Origin of the sequence: Pseudomonas sp. MM227 (assembly GCF_947090715.1) — a bacterium.
In the GTDB taxonomy this organism is placed as follows: Bacteria; Pseudomonadota; Gammaproteobacteria; order Pseudomonadales; family Pseudomonadaceae; genus Aquipseudomonas; species Aquipseudomonas baltica.
Map to the genome: position 1 here is coordinate 836541 of NZ_OX352319.1, position 20287 is coordinate 856827.

The 20287-nt window shown below is 60.6% G+C and carries 18 protein-coding genes and 1 pseudogene; 13 read left to right on the forward strand and 6 right to left on the reverse strand.

The genetic code is table 11. The features are described 5' to 3' along the window. Positions 1-109 precede the first annotated feature (109 nt). Entirely contained in the window at positions 110-1414 is a 1305-nt protein-coding gene (locus ONG87_RS03680; RefSeq protein ID WP_244646990.1) for a carbohydrate porin, read from the forward strand. A gap of 175 nt (positions 1415-1589) precedes the next feature. Here ONG87_RS03680 and hexR read toward each other — a convergent pair whose 3' ends face one another. Then, entirely contained in the window at positions 1590-2450 is an 861-nt protein-coding gene (gene hexR, locus ONG87_RS03685; RefSeq protein WP_185794215.1) for a DNA-binding transcriptional regulator HexR, read from the reverse strand. Positions 2451-2663: 213 nt separating this feature from the next. On the opposite strand from hexR, the gene zwf reads away from it, so the two are divergent. The 3 genes from zwf to ONG87_RS03700 are packed head-to-tail and all read left to right on the forward strand — an operon-like array spanning position 2664 to position 5516. After that, positions 2664-4133, forward strand: coding sequence for a glucose-6-phosphate dehydrogenase (gene zwf / locus ONG87_RS03690; RefSeq protein ID WP_122479598.1), 1470 nt, complete (start codon positions 2664-2666; stop codon positions 4131-4133). After that, positions 4120-4833 carry a 6-phosphogluconolactonase gene (pgl, locus tag ONG87_RS03695; protein WP_264382242.1) on the forward strand — a complete coding sequence of 238 codons (714 nt, stop codon included), beginning with the start codon at positions 4120-4122 and terminating at the stop codon, positions 4831-4833. The genes zwf and pgl overlap by 14 nt, the downstream gene beginning before the upstream one ends. Further along, positions 4830-5516 carry a bifunctional 4-hydroxy-2-oxoglutarate aldolase/2-dehydro-3-deoxy-phosphogluconate aldolase gene (locus ONG87_RS03700; protein WP_185794099.1) on the forward strand — a complete coding sequence of 229 codons (687 nt, stop codon included), beginning with the start codon at positions 4830-4832 and terminating at the stop codon, positions 5514-5516. Before pgl ends, ONG87_RS03700 begins: the two co-directional genes overlap by 4 nt. An 87-nt stretch (positions 5517-5603) precedes the next feature. On the opposite strand, the gene ONG87_RS03705 is transcribed toward ONG87_RS03700, so the two are convergent. After that, positions 5604-5846 carry a DUF3820 family protein gene (locus tag ONG87_RS03705; RefSeq protein ID WP_122479595.1) on the reverse strand — a complete coding sequence of 81 codons (243 nt, stop codon included), beginning with the start codon at positions 5844-5846 and terminating at the stop codon, positions 5604-5606. 230 nt (positions 5847-6076) lie between these two features. Between ONG87_RS03705 and ONG87_RS03710 the strand changes: the two genes are divergently transcribed. After that, positions 6077-6535, forward strand: coding sequence for a PA2169 family four-helix-bundle protein (locus ONG87_RS03710; protein WP_122479594.1), 459 nt, complete (start codon positions 6077-6079; stop codon positions 6533-6535). A gap of 60 nt (positions 6536-6595) precedes the next feature. Here the strand turns inward: ONG87_RS03710 and ONG87_RS03715 are convergent, their stop codons facing one another. Together ONG87_RS03715 and ONG87_RS03720 are read right to left on the reverse strand one after the other, a co-directional pair. Then, positions 6596-9691: a multidrug efflux RND transporter permease subunit gene (locus ONG87_RS03715; protein WP_264382243.1), complete on the reverse strand. Its 3096-nt coding sequence runs from the start codon at positions 9689-9691 to the stop codon at positions 6596-6598. Continuing rightward, on the reverse strand, positions 9688-10839 hold the full coding sequence (locus tag ONG87_RS03720; RefSeq protein WP_264382244.1) for an efflux RND transporter periplasmic adaptor subunit: 1152 nt from the start codon (positions 10837-10839) through the stop codon (positions 9688-9690). The genes ONG87_RS03715 and ONG87_RS03720 overlap by 4 nt, the downstream gene beginning before the upstream one ends. Before the next feature lie 275 nt (positions 10840-11114). Between ONG87_RS03720 and ONG87_RS03725 the strand changes: the two genes are divergently transcribed. After that, positions 11115-11405, forward strand: a complete 291-nt coding sequence (locus tag ONG87_RS03725) for a hypothetical protein (RefSeq protein WP_192053524.1) — start codon at positions 11115-11117, stop codon at positions 11403-11405. A 2-nt stretch (positions 11406-11407) separates the two neighbouring features. Here the strand turns inward: ONG87_RS03725 and ONG87_RS03730 are convergent, their stop codons facing one another. Beyond that, complete coding sequence (locus ONG87_RS03730; RefSeq protein ID WP_264382245.1) at positions 11408-11722, reverse strand: hypothetical protein; 315 nt, start codon at positions 11720-11722, stop codon at positions 11408-11410. A gap of 93 nt (positions 11723-11815) precedes the next feature. Further along, the gene (locus ONG87_RS03735; protein ID WP_122479589.1) at positions 11816-12715 is read right to left on the reverse strand and encodes a chemotaxis protein; all 900 of its coding nucleotides are present in this window, start codon (positions 12713-12715) and stop codon (positions 11816-11818) included. A 286-nt stretch (positions 12716-13001) separates the two neighbouring features. Between ONG87_RS03735 and ONG87_RS03740 the strand changes: the two genes are divergently transcribed. From ONG87_RS03740 to alaC, 7 genes and pseudogenes are all read left to right on the forward strand, one after another. After that, positions 13002-13508, forward strand: a complete 507-nt coding sequence (locus ONG87_RS03740; protein WP_122479588.1) for a disulfide bond formation protein B — start codon at positions 13002-13004, stop codon at positions 13506-13508. A 571-nt stretch (positions 13509-14079) separates the two neighbouring features. After that, complete coding sequence (gene cyoA, locus ONG87_RS03745; RefSeq protein ID WP_122479587.1) at positions 14080-15015, forward strand: ubiquinol oxidase subunit II; 936 nt, start codon at positions 14080-14082, stop codon at positions 15013-15015. Positions 15016-15018: 3 nt separating this feature from the next. After that, on the forward strand, positions 15019-17034 hold the full coding sequence (cyoB, locus tag ONG87_RS03750; protein WP_122479586.1) for a cytochrome o ubiquinol oxidase subunit I: 2016 nt from the start codon (positions 15019-15021) through the stop codon (positions 17032-17034). Positions 17035-17037: 3 nt separating this feature from the next. Further along, complete coding sequence (locus ONG87_RS03755) at positions 17038-17667, forward strand: cytochrome o ubiquinol oxidase subunit III (protein ID WP_122479585.1); 630 nt, start codon at positions 17038-17040, stop codon at positions 17665-17667. Further along, positions 17668-18000 carry a cytochrome o ubiquinol oxidase subunit IV gene (gene cyoD / locus ONG87_RS03760; RefSeq protein WP_122479584.1) on the forward strand — a complete coding sequence of 111 codons (333 nt, stop codon included), beginning with the start codon at positions 17668-17670 and terminating at the stop codon, positions 17998-18000. It begins immediately after the preceding gene. Between the two features lie 11 nt (positions 18001-18011). After that, positions 18012-18899, forward strand: coding sequence for a heme o synthase (gene cyoE, locus ONG87_RS03765; protein ID WP_122479583.1), 888 nt, complete (start codon positions 18012-18014; stop codon positions 18897-18899). Positions 18900-19084: 185 nt separating this feature from the next. Next, a pseudogene (gene alaC / locus ONG87_RS03770) lies at positions 19085-20283 on the forward strand (alanine transaminase). Positions 20284-20287: the final 4 nt, after the last annotated feature.

Consider the following 20287-nt stretch of genomic DNA (forward strand, 5'->3'; position numbering starts at 1 on the left):
CCTGTCGCCTGCCATTGGCAAGACTGTACAACACGTCAATAACAATAAAAGAGGAAGAGGGATGAACAGCAGACTTATCACTAAACCCAGACTGATCGGCCAGTTGTCGATGCTCGGCGCCTTGAGTCTGGCCGGCAGCGTGCATGCCGCTGGGGCTTTTACCGAAGAGTCGCCGTGGATGACCGGTGACTGGGGTGGGGCCCGTACGGAGTTGCTGGAAAAGGGCTACGATTTTTCGCTGGAATACGTAGGGGAAGTTGGCAGCAATCTCGACGGTGGCTACAACGACGACACCACCGCACGCTACAGCGACCAGTTCGCCCTGGGCGTGAAGATGGACCTGGAAAAGATTCTGGGGTGGAAGGATGCGGAGTTCAAGCTGGCCATCACCGAGCGTAGCGGCCGCAATATCTCCAATGACCGGATCGGCGACCCGCGTGCCGGCACCCTGAGTTCATCCCAGGAAGTCTGGGGCAGGGGCCAGACCTGGCGGCTTACCCAGATGTGGTACAAGCAGGGTTATTTCGACGACAAGCTCAACGTCAAGATCGGCCGCTTCGGCCCTGGCGAAGACTTCAACAGCTTCCCGTGCGACTTCCAGAACCTGGCGTTCTGCGGTTCGCAGGTCGGCAACTGGGTTGGCAACATCTGGTACAACTGGCCGGTCAGCCAGTGGGCGTTGCGTATCAAGTACAACATCACCCCGGAAGTGTATGCGCAGGTGGGCGTGTTCGAGCAGAACCCCTCGTACCTGGAAACCGGTAACGGCTTCAAGCTCAGCGGCAGCGGCACCAAGGGCATGATCCTGCCGGTTGAACTGGTATGGACGCCCAAGCTCAACGACCTGCCGGGCGAGTATCGCCTGGGCTACTACTACAGCACGGCCAAGGCCGACGATGTGTATGAAGATGGCAATGGCCAGGCGGCTGCGGTCTCCGGCGCCAGCTACAAGTCCCACAGCAGCAAGCACGGCGCCTGGATCGTCGCCCAGCAACAGTTGACCAGTCACAACGGCAGCGCCGCGCGTGGCCTGAGCATCTTCGCCAACGCCACCGTGCACGACAAGGACACCAACTTCGTCGACAACTATCAGCAGATCGGCCTGACCTACATGGGGCCCTTCGACGCCCGGCCCAAGGACGACATCGGTGTGGGCATCGCGCGCATCCACGTCAACGACGACGTGCGCAAGAATCGCCGCCTGGTCAATGATCTGAACAACATCGAAGACTACGACAATCCGTCATACCTGCCGATCCAGGACACCGAGTACAACGCCGAGATCTACTACGGCTTCCACGTGACCAACTGGCTGACGGTGCGGCCCAACGTGCAGTACATCAAACATCCTGGCGGCGTGAACCAGGTGGATGACGCACTGGTGGCCGGGTTGAAGATCCAGTCCAAGTTCTGATTTGTGGTGTGCGCTTTCCGGGCGACTCAGGTCGCCCTTTTTTTCGACCTAGTAACGGGCTCACCGTAGGAGCGGTCATCGGCCGCGAATGCTGCCCCGCGGTGAAACTGGCACACCGCGGTGTTCTTTTCGCGGCCGCTGACCGCTCCTGCAGATCCATGTCCTTTGCCTGCATTCAGTCCAGGCCATCCCCAGCCGGGTAGCGACTCACGTTCAGGCTTTCCTTGATCTTCCTCAGGTGCGGCTGGAAATCCACGCCGCGCCGTAGCGTCATGCCCGTGGCCAACACATCGAGCACAGTCAATTGCACGATGCGCGATGTCATCGGCATGTAGATATCCGTGTCTTCAGGCAGGGGTATGTTCAGGCTTACGCTGCTGGCCTTGGCCAAGGGCGAGCCTGCTGCCGTCAGCCCTAGCACCGATGCACCGTTTTCCCGTGCCAGGCGGGCGACTTCCACCAGTTCGCGCGTGCGCCCGGTGTAGGAGATGATCACGAACAGCTCGCCGGTATGGGCAACCGACGCCAACATTCGCTGCATGAGGACATCGGCATGGGCCGACACCGCCAGGTTGAAGCGAAAGAACTTGTGTTGGGCATCGAGCGCCACCGGCGCCGACGCGCCGAGGCCGAAGAAGTGGATCTGGCGTGCCTGGATCAACATGTCCACGGCGCGGCTGACCAGCGCCGGATCGAGTTGCTGGCAGGCGCTGTCCAACGAAGCGATGGCACTGCCGAAAATCTTCTGGGTATAGGCCGCCGGGTCGTCGTCGGCTTCCACCGCGCGACTGACGTAGGCGGCGCCACTGGCCAGGCTTTGCGCCAGTTGCAGCTTGAGCTCGGGGTAGCCGCTGACGCCGAAGGAACGACAGAAGCGGTTCACCGTCGGCTCGCTGACCTTGGCGGCCTGCGCCAGAGCGGCAATACTGAAGCGGGTCGCCTGCTGCGGATTGAGCAGAATGACCTCGGCCACCTTGCGCTCGGCCTTGTTCAGCTCATCGAGGCGGCTCTGGATCTGTTCCAGAAGATTTCGCACACGGTCCATGGTATGTCCTTGGGTCTACTGCAGCGCCAGCGAGCATGTCTGGCCAGGCTGTCTTCACGGGTGGCTTATCCTACTGGGGGGCGCAGTGCGCCACCACCCGTATCTGTCTGAATGGGTAAATGTTGTGGTTATTACTACATTCTGCCTTGAATCGTCCCCTGAAAAAGGGTATTTCTACGTCAACTTGATAGAAGAACAAACATCATGCCCTCAATGACCGCAGGATCATGCACCTTTGCTCTTTTTGGCGCCCTGGGCGACCTGGCATTGCGCAAGCTGTTTCCGGCTCTATATCAACTCGATCGCGCGCAGTTGCTGCACGCCGATACACGCATTCTCGCCCTGGCCCGCGAGCCCGGCGACGAAGCCCATCACCTGGGTGTCATCGAGGCAGGGTTGCGCAAGTTCGTTTCCGACGCCCAGCTCGAGCCCGACGCGGTGCAGCGTTTTCTGGCGCGGCTGAGCTATGTGCACGTGGACTTTCTGGATGCCGACACCTACGTCGCACTGGCCGAGAAAGTCGGTGACGCCGAACAATTGATCGCCTACTTCGCCACACCGGCGGCGGTCTACGGCGCCATCTGCGAAAACCTGCACAAGGTCGGCCTGACCGCGCGTACCCGCGCCGTGCTGGAAAAGCCTATCGGCCACGACCTGGAATCCTCGCGCCGGGTCAACGATGCCGTCGCGCAGTACTTCCCGGAAAATCGGGTCTACCGAATCGACCACTACCTGGGCAAGGAGACGGTGCAGAACCTCATTGCCCTGCGCTTCGCCAACAGCCTGTTCGAAACCCAGTGGAACCAGAACTACATTTCCCACGTTGAGATCACCGTCGCGGAAAAAGTGGGTATCGAAGGGCGCTGGGGCTACTTCGACCAGGCCGGCCAGCTGCGCGACATGATCCAGAATCACCTGCTGCAGCTGCTCTGCCTGATCGCCATGGACCCACCGGCCGACCTGTCCGCCGACAGCATTCGCGATGAGAAGGTCAAGGTGCTCAAGGCGCTCGCGCCATTCACCGCCGACGGCTTGACCCAGCAGGTCGTGCGTGGCCAGTACATCGCGGGCTACAGCGAAGGCCGTCCGGTGCCGGGTTATCTGGAAGAAGAAAACTCCAACACCCAGAGCGATACCGAGACCTTCGTCGCGCTGCGTGCCGATATCCGCAACTGGCGCTGGGCCGGCGTGCCGTTCTACCTGCGCACCGGCAAGCGCATGCCGCAGAAGCTGTCGCAGATCGTCATCCACTTCAAGGAACCGCCGCACTATATCTTCGCGCCCGAGCAGCGCCTGCAGATCAGCAACAAGCTGATCATCCGCCTGCAACCGGACGAAGGTATATCGCTGCGCGTGATGACCAAGGAGCAGGGCCTGGACAAGGGCATGCAACTGCGCAGCGGGCCGCTGCAACTGAATTTCTCCGACACCTATCGCAGTGCGCGCATTCCAGATGCGTACGAGCGATTGCTGCTGGAGGTGATGCAGGGCAATCAGAACCTGTTTGTCCGTAAAGATGAAATCGAATATGCGTGGACATGGTGCGATCAGCTCATCGCCGGCTGGAAGAAATCCGGCGATGCTCCCAAGCCGTACGCGGCAGGTTCATGGGGGCCGATGAGCTCGATTGCCCTGATCACTCGCGATGGGAGATCCTGGTATGGCGATATCTGATTTGCAGTTCCCCAAGGGGGTCAAGGTTCACGATTGCGTGAGCGCACCGTTGCTGGCCGAAGCCCTGGCCGGCAAGGTCGCCGAGCAACTGCGCGAGGCGATCGAGCGCCAGAACGTGGCAACCCTGGTGGTTTCCGGCGGGCGCAGCCCGGTGGCTTTCCTGGAGTGCCTGGCGCGTCAGAGCCTGGACTGGTCACGGGTAGTGATCTCCCTGGCCGACGAGCGTTGGGTGCCCATCGAGCACGCCGACAGCAATGCCGGCCTACTCAAGCGCCACCTGCTGGTAGGCGCGGTCGAGCAGGCACGTTTCGTCAGCCTGTACCACACCACTTCCAGCCAGGAGGAGGCCGCCGCAGTCGCCGATGACCTGCTCGGCCAATTGCCGCCGATCGACGTGCTGGTACTGGGCATGGGCGATGACGGGCATACCGCTTCGTTGTTTCCCGATAGCCCCAACCTTGAACAGGCTCTGGCGCTGGACAGCGAGCGCCGCTGCTGGCCCATGCTGGCGCCGAGCGTGCCGCATCAACGCTTGAGCATGAGCCGTGCGTTGCTGGCCTCGGCCCGTTTCAAGGTGCTGTCGGTGCAGGGCGAAAGCAAGTTGACCACGCTGCGCACTGCACTGGCCGGCGACGACGTGGCGCAGATGCCTATCCGCGCCTTCCTGCACTCCGCGCTGGATATCTACTGGTGTCAATGAATCAAGGAACCGCCGCTATGATCACCACCGAACAACAGCAACGCATGGTCGACAAAGTTGCCCGGATCGACGCCCTGGCGGCGCGTGCGCGAATTCTGCCGGTCATCACCATTGCCCGTGAAGAAGACATTCTGCCCCTGGCCGATGCCTTGGCGGCCGGGGGGCTGACCGTACTGGAAGTGACCCTGCGCTCGGCACTCGGGCTCAGGGCCATCCAGGTGCTGCGCGAGCAACGCCCGGAACTGCTGGTCGGTGCTGGTACGGTGCTGACCCGCGAAATGCTCGCCGCAACCGAGCAGGCCGGCTCGCAGTTCACCGTCACCCCCGGCGTGACCCAGGACATGCTCGAGGCCGGTGTGGAAAGCTCGTTGCCGTTGCTGCCGGGCATCAGCAGCCCGTCCGAACTGATGATGGGTTACGCGCTGGGCTATCGCCGCTTCAAGCTGTTCCCCGCCGAGGTGAGCGGTGGCGTGGCTGCCATCAAGGCGCTCGGCGGGCCCTTCCCGGAAGTACGCTTCTGCCCGACTGGCGGCGTCGGCCCGGGCAACATCAACAGCTACATGGCTCAATCCAATGTGATGTGCGTGGGCGGCTCCTGGATGCTCGACAGCCAGTGGATTGAAAACCGCGATTGGGCACGCATTCAGGAGTGCAGCGCGCAGGCGCTGGCTCTGCTCGACTGATTCGACTTCGTTAGGCGCTTCACGCTTGTCTTTCAGTGCGCTCGGTCGGCGCACTTTTTTTTGCCTGAAAGAAAGTTGCCAGACGGTTCAGCGCCCATCGGCGATGCGCGGCTTGCCATGCTTGACCCGCAGCGGATCGAGCAGGTCGGACAAGCCGTTGTGATCGATTTCCTGCATCAGCGCCAGCAGCCCACCTAGTTCACCTTTAGGAAAACCCTCGCGGGCGAACCAGTTCAGGTAATGCCCCGGCAGGTCGGCGATTACTCGGCCCTTGTACTTGCCGAAGGGCATTACGAAGGTCACCAGCGATTCAAGTTTTTCGGGGTTCATGACTGAATATTCACAAGGGTGTGGGTCTGCAAAAACGGCGTTGCGCGAGGCTACATGCATTCTGCACGGTCACAAAGTCATCGATCATGCATAAAGACAGCTTCGGAAAAACGTCGGCTATGTTAACTCTTTGATATAGATCATTTTTGTTTGCTTTGGAAGCTGGCACGAAGGCTGCTGTATGGACAGCATCCCAACGCGGTTTCCGATTTCCACAGGAATTCAAAAAGATGAATGATTCTGCCAAGACGGTTGTTTCCATCCTGAACAAGCTTATCGAGACCTGCAAGGACGGCGAGGAAGGCTTCAAGACCTGTGCCGAAGACATCAAGAATCCCGAACTGAAGGCTTTGTTCACCAAGCATTCCCAGGAATGCGCCGAAGCGGCCGGTGAACTGCAGGCCGAGGTCATCGCACTGGGCGGCACCCCGGAAGACTCCACCAGCGTGAGCGGTGACCTGCATCGTCGCTGGGTCGACGTCAAATCGATCTTCACCGGCAAGGATGAAGAAGCGGTGCTGAACGAAGCCGAGCGCGGCGAAGATGTGGCTTTGAAAGCTTACAAGGAAGCCTTGACCGAGGCGCTCCCGGCCAACATCTTCACCATTGTCGAGCGTCAGCTTGCCGGTGTGCAGCGCAACCATGATCAGGTCAAAGCCCTGCGCAACATCGCTCGCGCCAGCAGCTGAGCAGTCACGCTGTCGCTGTAAAGAAAACGCCCGCATCGGGCGTTTTTTGTTGGTCGATGTTCAGTGGCTGGCCGGCAATGCCGGTGTTCTGGAACCGTCGGTGCGATGGAACAGCCGCTCCAGTTGCAGATAGATCACAGGGGTGGTGAACAGCGTCAGCATTTGGCTGATCAGCAGTCCCCCCACCACGGCGATGCCCAGTGGCTGGCGCAGTTCGGCACCGGCGCCATAGCCGAACATCAGGGGTAGTGCGCCCAGCAGTGCGGCCAGTGTGGTCATGATGATCGGGCGGAAGCGCGTCAGGCAGGCTTTGTGAATCGCTTCACGGGCGTCCAGCCCTTCGCTGCGCTGCGCATGCAGGGCGAAGTCGATCATCAGAATGCCGTTCTTCTTGACGATTCCGATCAGCAAGACCAGGCCGATCAAGCCCATGATGGAAAAATCCTGTCCCCATAGCCATAGCAGCAACAAGGCACCCAGCCCAGCCGATGGCAGGGTCGAGATGATGGTCAGCGGGTGAACGAAGCTTTCGTACAGCACGCCGAGAATGATGTAGACCGCCACCAGTGCGGCCAGAATCAGCCAGGGCTGGCTGGCCAGCGAACTCTGGAAAGCCTGGGCAGCGCCCTGGAAGCTGCCAGCGATAGAGGCGGGCATGGCCAATTCGGCTTGCGTGCGTTCGAGCAAACCGACGGCCTCGCCCAAGGCCACGCCGGGCGCCAGATTGAACGACAGGTTGGCCGCCGGAAACAGGCCATCGTGGCTGATCGACAGCGGGCCCTGAGTGGGTGCCTCGACCTTGGCCACGGCCGACAGCGGCACCATTTCGTTGGTCAGGGGCGAGCGCAGGTAGAAGTACTGCAGACTCTGCGCCTTGCCGCGCTGATCGGCCTTGAGTTCCAGAATGACCTTGTACTGGTTGGTCTCGGTCTGGAATTCGTTGATCTGGCGCTGACCGAATGCATCGTACAGCGCCTGGTCGATGTCGCTGGTGGTCAGGCCGAAACGCGAAGCTGCCACCCGATCGATGCTGATGTGGGTCACGCTGCCACCCAGCTGCAGGTCGTTGGACAGGTCGCGAAAGGCCGGGTTGGCACGCAGTCGTTCGGTCAGGCGTTCGGTCCACAGGTTCAGGCTCGGCCCGTCGTTGCTCTTGAGCACGTACTGGTACTGGCTGCGGCTTGGCCCGGCGCTCAGGTTGATGTCCTGTCCGGCGCGCAGGTAAAGCACCACGCCAGGCACCTGGGCGAGCTGGGGCCGCAAGCGGTCGATGAATGCGCTGGCCGACACGTCGCGTTCGCTCTGTTCCTTGAGGCCGATCCAGAATCGCCCGGTGGCGATGGTCTGGTTGCTGCCGGTTACGCCCACGGCGTGGGAATAGGCCCTGACCGCCGGATCTGCACCGACGATACGGGCCAGGGCAAGGTGTTTTTCCTGCATGTCTTTGTAGGAAATGTCGGCGGCCGCTTCGGTCGTGCCGAGAACGAAGCCGGTGTCCTGCACCGGGAAAAACCCCTTGGGGATGAGCACGTAGCCCGCCACCGACAAGGCAACGGTCAAGCCGAACACGGCCAGGGTGACGCGCTGGTGAGCCAGTGCGCGGATCAGACCTTTGTCGTACCAGGCCAGCAGGCGCTCACTGAAGCCCTCGCGCGCGGCGTGTGCGGGGCGGCGCATGAACAGCGCGCATAGCGTCGGAGCCAGGGTCAGGGAAACCACCACCGAAATGAGGATGGTAGAGGTGGCCGTCAGCGCGAATTCCTTGAACAGGCGCCCGACCACGCCGCCCATGAACAGCAATGGAATAAACGCGGCAATCAGCGAAAAGCTGATCGACACTACCGTGAAGCTGATCTCGCTGGCGCCCTTGATCGCCGCTTCACGCATGCCATCGCCGGCCTCCAGATGGCGATGGATGTTCTCCACCACCACGATCGCATCGTCGACCACGAAACCGACACTGATGACGATGGCCACCAAAGTCAGGTTGTTCAGGCTGAAACCCATCAGGTACATGGCGGCGAACGTTGCGATCAGCGAAACCCCCAGCACGCTGGACACGATCAGCGTGGCCGACAACTGGCGCAGGAACAGGGCCATGACGGCCACCACCAGCAGCACGGCGATCAGCAGCGTCAGCTCCACTTCGTGTAGTGATGCACGGATGGTCTGGGTGCGGTCGTTGAGTACGGTGACATCCACGCTTGCCGGCAGCATCTCCTGCAGGCGTGGCATGGCGGCCAGTATGCGGTCGACCGTGTCGACGATGTTCGCACCGGGCTGGCGGAAGATCGTCAGGTTCAAGCCTGGCTGATCACCCGACCAGGATTGCACATAGGCGTTCTCCGCACCCTTGATCACGGTCGCGACGTCCTTGAGTTGTACCGGTGCGCCATTACGGTAGGCCACCACCAGCTGCGCGTACTCATGAGCCTCGAAGAGCTGGTCGTTGGTGGCCAGTGTGGACACGCTGGTGTCACCGTACAGAGCACCCTTGGCCAGGTTCAGGCTGGTCTGTTGGATGGCACCGCGCAGGTCGGCAAGCGTCAGCTCCAGCGCTGCGAGGCGCTCTGGGGCTGCCTGCACACGGATCGCCGGGCGTTGCTGGCCGGTGATGTAGACCTGGCCAACGCCCTCGATCTGGCTCAGTTGCCTGGCCAGCAGGGTTTCGGTGTAGTCGCTCAACACGTGGGTGGGCATCTGCGCCGAACTCACGCTGAGGATCAGCACCGGGCTGTCTCCCGGATTGACCTTGCGCCAGGTCGGCAGGTTGGGCATGTCCTGCGGCAAGCGTCCGGCTGCCGTGTTGATCGCCGCCTGGACCTCCTGGGCGGCGGTGTCGATGCTTTTGCTCAGGCTGAACTGCAGGATCAGGTTGGTCGAGCCCAAGGCGCTGCTGGAGGTCATCTGGGTCATGCCGGGAATGGCGCTGAACTGCACCTCCAGCGGCGTGGCCACCGAAGACGCCATGGTCTGTGGACTGGCGCCGGGCAGTTGCGCGTTGACCTGGATGGTCGGAAAGTCCGCTTCGGGCAGTGGCGCGATCGCCAGCCGGGTGAAAGCCAGGCCACCGAGCAACACCAGCGCCAGGGTCAACAGCACGGTGGCCACCGGATGGTCGATGCACCAGGCGCTGATCGAGCGCCCGGTGCTCATCGCAAGGTCGCTGCGTTGTGTACCGTTGGCTCGAGCACCTGTACGCGGGCTCCCGGCCTCAACCGCGATTGCCCGTCACTGACCAGCACGTCGCCCGCAGCAACGCCGTCTATCAAGCTTTGGGTCGAAGTCTGGTAGCGCACCTGCACCGGCACCTGCTCGACTTTGGCGTCTGTCACGCGGTACACATAATGGCCTTCGATACCGCGCTGCACTACGGGCAACGGCACCACCAGAGCGTTGCGTTCGACGCCGACCTGCAAGCCGACACTGACCAGTTGGCCTGGCCACAGGGTGTGTCGGCCGTTGTGAAACTCGGCCTTGGCGCGGATGGTTCCGGTGCTTGCGGCAATCTGATTGTCGAGCAGCGTCAGGTGACCCTCACCCACCAGCTTGCCCGTTTCGGTATCGCCATCGAGGTAGGCGCGCACCACTGCCGGCTGCGGCCGGTCGAGCAAGGACTGCAACGTCGCCAGCTCCTGCTGGGGGAGCGAGAATTCCACCGCGATGGGGTCGATCTGGGTCACTGTGAACAAGCCTTCGGCATCGCTGACACGCAGGAAGTTGCCCGGATCCACACGGCGGATACCGACCCGACCGGTCACCGGAGAATGAATCTGGGTGTAGGACAACTGCACCTGAGCGGCAGCGATGGCGGCCTGATTGCCTTGCAAGGTCGCGGTGAGCTGGTCGAACAGGGCCTGTTGTTCGTCGAGCAACTGGCGCGAAATACCATTGTCGCGACTCAGGTCCTTGTAGCGGCGCAGATTGACCCCTGCCACCTGCAACTGCGCCTGGCTCTGGCTGGCTTGCGCCCGCGCCTGAGCAAGGCTGGCGCGAATGGCACGATCGTCGATGCTGGCCAGCGCATCACCCTTGTTCACCCATTGGCCTTCCTTCACGGCGACCTGCGCCAGAACCCCATCGACCTGCGCGCGCACGGTCACGCTGTGCAGCGAAAGCACCGAGCCGATACCGGTGAGATAACGCGGCACATCGGCCTGCACCACGGTGACTACACGCACCGGGATGGGCATTGCCGGCACTGGCTTGTTCGCTGCAGTGCGATCGAGCAGCAGCCAGGCCGCGCCTGACACGACGACAAGCAGCAAGCCTGCCAGTAACAGCGGTCGGATGGCTATGCGCATGCGTATCGGGCACCGGCAGGGGGAAGAGCTGGCAGTTTGACCTTAGTCGCGTCGCCTTGCCAAGCCCAAGCCCCGGCGTGATTGGTCGTGCGCAGGCCACGCCTGCCGCGCGCTCCTGATTCGGAAGGGAAAAAATCGTTCGGCTTCGCTGGAAATACACCAACAGTATCTATCGGGTTTTTCCTACGAGTTGCGCTGAATAGACCTATAGCGCCGCCCAGTTGATCACCAGAGACTTTCTTCCTTACAACAAGTCGATAAATGAAGGAAGGCCAGTGATCGTTATGGACTGTGTGAAGTATGGCAAAGGATTGCTGCTGGCGAGTCTGATTCCCGTGATGCTGGCGTTGCTGTACGTCAGCACGCTGCCGGCGGCGATCAAATGCTGTGCATTTCAACTGGCCCTCGCCCTGGGCATGCTGTTGTTGCTGTCGACACGCGTGCCGTGGGTAAGGGTGCTGGTGGTCGCCTCGTTCATGCTCAAGTTCGCGGCCCTGGAGGCCCTCGACGAGAAAGCTGGCAACGTGCCGTTCATCAGTATTCTCTACGCATTCATTTTGCTGTGACGCTACTTGCCCTGTACCGAATCCCACGGGGTCACGAACGCCTTGCGGCTCTGTTTTTGGTACAGGCAGAGTTCTGCGCCAGGCTGGTTCTTCATGTGCGCCTGCGGGTAGCGGCCTTGAATGAGCACTGCGGTATAGCCCACGCGGTCTTCGAACTCGGCGGGAGCGCTGGCCACTCGGGCCTGTTTCAGCGTGGTGGCTTTCAGGCAGGTGCTGGCGACGCGCTTGTCGTGTTCCGCCCACGCCTGGTCGGTCGATGCCATCGCGTGGGTGGTGAAGCCGCCGAGTGTGAGCAACAGGGTCAGGTAGGTTTTCATGGTCGTGGTTCCTGCGCCTTGTGAACAGGCAGCCATTATGCCCAACTGATGTTCATATGCGTACCTGGACGCCTGCGCCAGGCCCCGGCTGTTTCAGCGTGCCTGCTCCGTGACGAAGCGCGCCGCGGTGATCAGGCAGCCGGTGAGTTCCGGAGAGGAAAACTTGGTCAACACCGCGTTGGCACCGGCCAGGCGCGCCTTCTCGCTGTTCATCGTGCTGTCCAGCGAGGTGTGCAGCAGGACGTAGAGGTCCTTGAAGTCCGGTGTATCGCGCAGCGTGCGGGTCAGCGCATAGCCGTCCATTTCCGACATCTCGATATCCGATACCAACACATTGATCTGCGCATCGGTACCCTGCAGCTCCAGCAGGCAATCGATCGCCTCGCGGGCGCTGCGCGCCGTGCGGCATTCGATGCCCAGTGTGCGCAGGGTGATGAGCGACTGCTGCAGCGCCACATGGCTGTCGTCCACGACCAGAATCCTGGCGTTGGCAAGGCAGCGCGCGTCGGCATCGCTCAAGCGTTGAGGGTCGCCCTGCAGTCGCGCCGGGGCGATACCGTGGATGACTTTCTCGATATCCAGCACCTGCACCAAGGCACCGTCCACCTGGGTAACGCCGGTGATGAACGACTTGGTACCCGAGCCGTAGGGCGGCGGACGAATATCGGTGCTCAGGCAATGGACGATGCGGCTGACAGCCTGTACGTGCAGGCCCTGCTTGGAGCGGCTGACGTCGGTGACGATCAGGCAACCGCCGGAAGGGTCGAGCAATGGCTGTTCACCGATCGCTCGGCTCAGGTCGATGACGGACAGCGCCTGGCCACGCAGGGTTGCCACGCCCTTGACGTGCGGGTGCGCTTCGGGAAGCCGGGTCAGGGCAGGGCAGGGGATGATCTCGCTGACCTTGAGCAGGTTGATGGCCATCAACTTGCCGCTGCGCAAGGTGAACAGCAACAGCGAAAGGGAATCTGCGCGGGCGTTCTGGGATGCCATGTGAACCTTCTTGATGAAACCGATGCAGGGCCGTGAACAGTCGACCCATCGAGTGCGTTGCCTATGTATCGACTCGGCGTGCGCAGGCTTTAACGCGATCGTCGACAGGCTGCGAGCAGGGTCTTAACGTCGGTTTAATCGACAGAGCATAACTGTAGCGAGGTTGGCGGAAATCTCTGGTTACATCGTATTTCCGGATTTTTCCTACAGTCGTCCGCGCGAGTCAGCGTGTAGACTGGCGCCCATCGAAAACCCGCCCGTTTTGGCCTGTGAAGGGAAAGCTGCAATGAACGAAGTCAACTTGCGCCTGAACCGCGAACGCCGTTTCCTGGTGCTGCTGGGAGTGATCTGCCTGGCCCTGATCGGCGGCGCGCTGTACATGCAGATCGTGCTGGGCGAGGCGCCATGCCCGCTGTGCATCCTGCAACGCTACGCCCTGTTGTTCATTGCCCTGTTCGCGTTCATCGGCGCGGCCATGCGCGGCCGTACCGGCGTGACTTTGTGCGAAGGGCTGGTGGTGCTCAGTGCGCTGGGCGGTATCGCAGCTGCCGGCCGCCATGCGTGGGTGCTGGCCAATCCAGCGGTCAGCTGCGGCCTCGACACGTTGCAACCCATCGTCGACGGTCTGCCCCTGGCCAATCTGATGCCCAGTGTGTTCCAGGTGCAGGGGTTCTGCTCCACGCCCTATCCACCGGTGCTGGGCCTGTCGCTGGCGCAATGGGCGCTGGTAGCTTTCGTGATGACGGCTATTCTTGTACCACTGGGCATCTATCGCAATCGCACTCGCCGCTGAGTATTCCAGCACGCACGCCCGGTCATTATTCGTGCCGGAATCCGATTCCCCGTTGATGGGGTAAAGGCGCGAATGTGGCAACGTGTCGCCCTTGAGTTTGCAAAAGCCTCGTAATTACGGGCCTTTGCAAGGGTTGGCCGGGGTGCGACATCGTGTCGCAAGGCTTTGAAAGTGCGTCGGATTGTTGCATAATTTGGAAATACCTGTTGCCGGATTAGTCGTAGTCAATGGGTAATAGGCTCACTACAATCGCGGAAATTTCAGTGGGTCAGTGCCTCAAAAAGGGCAGGTCAGGTGGTCGCATGCACCAATGACAGGCACTTTTCGTACCGTTGGCACTGCCTGGCTGAACCCTTGCGTGGTCCGTGCACTCAAGGGAAGGAGTATGCAGCCCTTCGGCTGCGCACGTCATGACAGCTGCACCGCTCCAGACCGGTCTTGTCATCCCGCAGCAACTGCGAGCCTGGCATGTCCGTATTCAATCCCGATATAAATGCTGGCGCTTGGCAGGTCGAAGTGTTGGCTACCAAAACACAATTGCATTGAAGCAAGCTGCTCTAGAGGTCGTGAGATGAGTAAAAAGCGTTACCCCAGACTGTTTGGCATACTGCCCTTTTTAGGCATGCTTTTTCTCGGCGGGTGCAAGTGGACCCTGATCGACTCGAAAGGGCAGGTGGGCATCGACGAACGCAACCTGATCTACATCGCCACCGGGCTGATGTTGCTGGTGGTGATCCCGGTCATCGTCATGGCGCTCGCGTTCGCCTGGAAGTACCGTGCCTCGAACAAGGAAGCGACCTACACGCCTGAATGGGCGCACTCCACCAAGATCGAACTGGTGGTATGGGGCATCCCGCTGCTGATCATCATCGCGCTGGGTTACGTGACCTATGTGTCGACTCATCACCTGGACCCCTACCGTCCGCTGGAATCCGAGCACAAGCCGGTGACCATCCAGGTCGTGGCGCTGGACTGGAAGTGGCTGTTCATCTATCCGGAACAAGGCATCGCCACGGTCAACAAGATCGTCTTCCCGGCGAATGTACCGGTCAACTTCCGCATCACTTCCGACTCGGTCATGAACTCGTTCTTCATTCCGCAGCTTGGCGGCCAGATCTACGCGATGGCCGGCATGCAGACGCAGCTGCACCTGATCGCCAATGAAAATGGCGAGTTCGACGGCATTTCCGCGAACTACAGTGGTGCAGGCTTCACCGGCATGAAGTTCAAAGCAGTCGCTACGACCCAGGCCGATTTCGATGCATGGGTCAGTGAAGTGAAGAGCGCGCCTAAGCAGCTCGATGCAGCTACCTACGAAGCGCTGGCCAAACCTAGCGAGAAAAACCCGGTCGAGCTGTATTCCTCGTACGTTCCGAACCTGTTCCAGACCATCATCGACAAGTATGAAGGGATGAACCCAGGCAAAGGCGTCAGCCACGAGGGGAAACAGGCCTCGAACGAAGGGATGGACATGGGCAAGAATTCAGCTGCTGGGGCAGAGGAGTAAAAGATGTTCGGTAAACTTAGTCTGGAAGCGGTGCCCTTCCACGAGCCGATAGTGATGGTGACACTTGCCGTCGTTGCGCTGCTCGGGGCGGTGGTGTTCGGTCTGATCACCTATCACAAGAAGTGGACGTACCTGTGGACCGAGTGGTTCACGTCGGTCGACCACAAGAAAATCGGCGTCATGTACATCGCCGTTGCCCTGGTCATGCTGTTGCGGGGCTTTGCCGACGCCATCATGATGCGCTCGCAACAGGCTGTGGCCACTGCTGGCTCGACCGGCTTCCTGCCGCCCGAGCACTATGACCAGATCTTCACCGCTCACGGTGTGATCATGATCATCTTCATGGCCATGCCATTCATGATCGGTCTGATGAACATCGTCGTGCCGCTGCAGATCGGCGCACGCGACGTAGCCTTTCCGTTCCTGAACTCGGTCAGCTTCTGGCTGTTCGTGGTCGGCGCGCTGCTGGTCAACATCTCCCTGGGGGTCGGCGAGTTCGGCAAGACGGGCTGGGTGGCGTATCCACCGCTGGCGGGCATCCAATACAGTCCCGGAGTCGGTGTCGACTACTACATCTGGGCATTGCAGATATCCGGTCTGGGTACATTGCTGACGGGCGTCAACTTCATCGTCACCATCCTGAAGATGCGTGCGCCCGGCATGACCCTGATGAAAATGCCGGTGTTCACCTGGAACTGCCTGTGCACCGCTGTACTGATCGCTGCATCGTTCCCGATCCTCACCGCTGTACTGTTCATGCTGACGCTTGACCGTTATCTGGGCTTCCACTTCTTCACCAACGAGCTTGGTGGGAACCCGATGATGTACGTCAACCTGTTCTGGGCCTGGGGTCACCCCGAGGTGTACATCCTTATCCTGCCGGCATTCGGTGTGTTCTCGGAAGTCACTTCGACGTTCTGCCGCAAGCGCCTGTTCGGTTACGTGTCGCTGGTATGGGCAACCATCGCCATCACCGTACTGTCGTTCATCGTCTGGCTGCACCACTTCTTCACCATGGGTTCGGGTGCCAACGTCAACGCCTTCTTCGGCATCATGACGATGGTGATCGCGATCCCGACGGGTGTGAAGATCTTCACCTGGCTGTTCACCATGTACCGCGGCCGCATCGAGTTCACCACTCCGATGCTGTGGACCATCGGTTTCATCGTGACCTTCAGCATCGGCGGCATGACCGGCGTTCTGCTGGCAGTGCCCGGTGCTGACTTCGTGTTGCACAACAGCCTGTTCCTGATCGCTCACTTCCACAACGTGATCATCGGCGGTGCGGTATTCGGTTACCTGGCCGGCTTCACTTTCTGGTTCCCGAAAGCCTTCGGCTTCAAGCTCAACGAGCGCCTGGGCAAGTACTCCTTCTGGTGCTGGCTGGTAGGTTTCTACCTGGCGTTCATGCCGCTGTACGTGCTGGGCTTCATGGGCATGACCCGTCGCCTGAACCACACCGACAACCCAGACTGGACGCCGTGGCTGTACGTGGCTTTCGTCGGCGCGCTGTTCGTGGCCGCCGGTATCGGCTTCATGCTGCTGCAACTCTATGTCTCGATCCGCGACCGTCATCTGAACCAGGACGTCTCGGGCGACCCATGGGATGGCCGTACCCTGGAGTGGTCGACTTCGTCGCCACCACCGTTCTACAACTTCGCCGAGCAACCAGTGGTTTCCGACCTGGACGCTTACTGGGGCATGAAGGAACGTGGTGAAGCCACTGCCAACGCTGCGGACTACAAGCAGATTCACATGCCGCGCAACACCGGTATGGGCGTGCTGATGTCGTTCTTCGGTTTGATTCTGGGTTTCGCTGCCATCTGGCACATCTGGTGGGCGGCTGCGATCGGTCTGGCCGGCATGGTCATCACCTTGATCGTGCGCAGCTATGACGATGACATCGACTACTACGTACCGGCTGAAGAAGTCGCTCGTATCGAAGGTGAACGCATGGCTCGCCTGGCAAACGCCGCACGAGTTGATTCTCGTCTGAACTCCACGGTGGAGAAGGCTTAAACAATGTCTAACGCAACCCTAAACGCGGAAGTGGCTCACGAGCACGAGCACGGTCATGACGATCACGATCATCACGATTCCGGGGGCATGACTGTCTTCGGTTTCTGGATCTACCTGATGACCGACTGCATCCTGTTCGCGTCGATCTTCGCCGCCTACGCAGTACTGGTTAACAACGTTGCCGGTGGCCCCTCGGGCCACGACATCTTCGAGCTGCCCTTCGTGGCAGCCGAAACCGCACTGCTGCTGTTCAGCTCCATTACCTATGGCTTCGCCATGCTGGCGCTGCACAGCAACGACAAAAGCGGTGTGATGAAGTGGCTGTTCGTCACTTTCCTGCTGGGCGCAGGCTTCATCGCGATGGAAATCTACGAGTTCCACAAGCTGATCGAAGAGGGCTTCGGCCCGCAGCGCAGCGGCTTCCTGACCGGGTTCTTCACCCTGGTCGGTACCCACGGCCTGCACGTGACCAGCGGTTTGATCTGGATGGCGGTGCTGATCGCCCAGGTCAAATCCAAAGGCCTGACCGCAACCAACAACACGCGCATGAGCTGCCTCAGCCTGTTCTGGCACTTCCTGGACGTGGTCTGGATCTGCGTGTTCACCGTCGTCTATCTGATGGGAGCTCTGTAAATGGCAAACCCTCATACCACTTCGGCCGGTAGCAGCCACGGTAGCTACAAGTCGTACATGATCGGTTTCGTGCTGTCGGTCATCCTGACCGCGATTCCGTTCGGCCTGGTGATGTTTCCGAGCATGTCCAAGGAAGCCACCCTGTGGATCGTCATGATCTTCGCGGTGATTCAGGTGCTGGTTCACCTGGTCTACTTCCTGCACCTGGACCGCACGTCCGAACAGCGCTGGAACGTGATTGCCTTCGTGTTCTCTGCGTTGATCATCGCGTTCCTGGTAGGCCTGTCGCTGTGGATCATGTTCAGCATCCATCACTTCATGATGGCGAAGTAAGGAACCCGGACATGTCCGTAAAGCACTTTATCCAAATCACCAAACCGGGGATCATTTTCGGTAACGTGCTTTCCGTGGCAGGTGGGTTCTTCCTGGCCTCTCAAGGGCATGTCGACATCGGGCTGTTTCTGGCCACGGTGATCGGTACATCGCTGGTAGTGGCGTCGGGCTGTGCATTCAACAACTGCATCGACCGTGACATCGACGTGAAGATGGAGCGCACCAAGAATCGCGCGTTGGTTCAGGGGCAGATTTCGGTGAAGGTCGCACTGATCTTCGCCACGCTGCTGGGGGTTGCCGGGATGGTCATGCTGTACGCATTGGCCAACCCGCTGGCGGCCCTGTGCGGCTTGATCGGCTTCGTCATCTACGTGGGCTTCTACAGCCTTTATCTGAAGCGCAAGTCGGTGCACGGCACCCTGGTCGGCAGCCTGTCCGGTGCCATGCCTCCGGTGATCGGTTACGTGGCAGTGAGCAACAGCTTCGATCTGGCGGCATTGACGTTGCTGGTGATGTTCAGCCTGTGGCAGATGCCCCATTCGTATGCGATCGCAATCTTCCGCTTCAACGATTACCTGGCGGCTTCGATTCCGGTGCTCCCGGTCAAGCGGGGTATCGTGGTGGCGAAGAAGCATATCCTGATCTACATCCTGGCTTTCCTCCTGGCGACGCTGATGCTGACCCTGGGTGGCTATGCCGGCATGAGCTACCTCGCAGTTGCCGCAGCCATGGGCATGTACTGGTTGTACATGGCCTGGACAGGTTACAAGGCGGTCGATGACAAGGTCTGGGCGCGCAAGCTGTTCGTGTTCTCGATCTTCACCATCACCGCGTTGAGCGTAATGATGTCCCTGGATTTCAAGGCGCCGGGCGAGCTGTTGCTGACCTACGCGCATTGATCCTGCTGCAGCGATAAAAACGCCCCGGACCGAACAGTTCCGGGGCTTTTTTTGGGGCAAAGGTTGGGTCCGCACCGCATATTGCGCTTTACATCCCCGCATCGGCCCCGTTATCTTTCGGGCTGGCCACCGCAGTGGCCAACGTCGCTCGGACGGTTCCGGGCGCTTACGTATCCGAGGAAGTCATGGCCGAACCTGTTCGCCCGCGCCGCTTTGCGCGCATCGATCGTCTCCCCCCTATGTGTTCAATATCACCGCCGAGTTGAAGATGGCTGCGCGTCGGCGCGGCGAAGACATCATCGACCTGAGCATGGGCAACCCCGACGGCGCCACGCCACCCCATATCGTCGACAAGCTGGTGACCGTTGCCCAGCGCGAAGATACTCACGGCTACTCCACTTCCCGCGGCATCCCGCGGCTGCGCCGGGCCATTTCGCGCTGGTACAAGGACCGCTATGCGGTCGATATCGACCCTGAAGACGAAGCCATCGTCACCATTGGCTCGAAAGAGGGCCTGGCGCACCTGATGCTGGCCACGCTCGACCAGGGTGATACCGTGCTGGTGCCCAACCCCAGCTACCCGATTCATATCTACGGTGCGGTGATCGCCGGCGCCCAGGTGCGCTCGGTGCCGCTGGTGCCGGGCGTGGACTTCTTCAACGAGCTGGAGAGGGCGATCCGCGAATCCATTCCCAAGCCGAAGATGATGATCCTGGGCTTTCCCTCCAACCCGACCGCGCAGTGTGTGGAACTGGATTTCTTCGAGCGGGTGGTGGCCCTCGCCAAGCGCTACGACGTGTTGGTGGTGCATGACCTGGCCTATGCCGATATCGTCTACGACGGCTGGAAAGCGCCGTCGATCATGCAAGTGCCGGGCGCCAAGGACATCGCCGTCGAATTCTTCACCCTGTCCAAGAGCTACAACATGGCTGGCTGGCGGATCGGCTTCATGGTCGGCAATCCCGAGCTGGTCAATGCGTTGGCACGCATCAAGAGCTACCACGATTACGGCACGTTCACGCCGTTGCAGGTCGCAGCCATCGCCGCGCTCGAAGGCGATCAACAGTGTGTGAAGGACATCGCCGAGCAGTACCGCCAGCGCCGCAACGTGCTGGTCAAAGGCTTGCACGAACTGGGCTGGATGGTCGAGAACCCCAAGGCGTCGATGTATGTCTGGGCAAAGATCCCGGAGGCCTACGCGCACATGGGGTCGCTCGAGTTTGCCAAGAAGCTGCTGGCCGAAGCCAAGGTCTGCGTCTCGCCCGGCATCGGCTTCGGTGACTACGGCGACGACCACGTACGTTTTGCGCTGATCGAAAACCAGGATCGCATTCGGCAGGCCGTGCGTGGCATTCGCCAGATGTTTCGCAACGACAAGAGCTGACGCT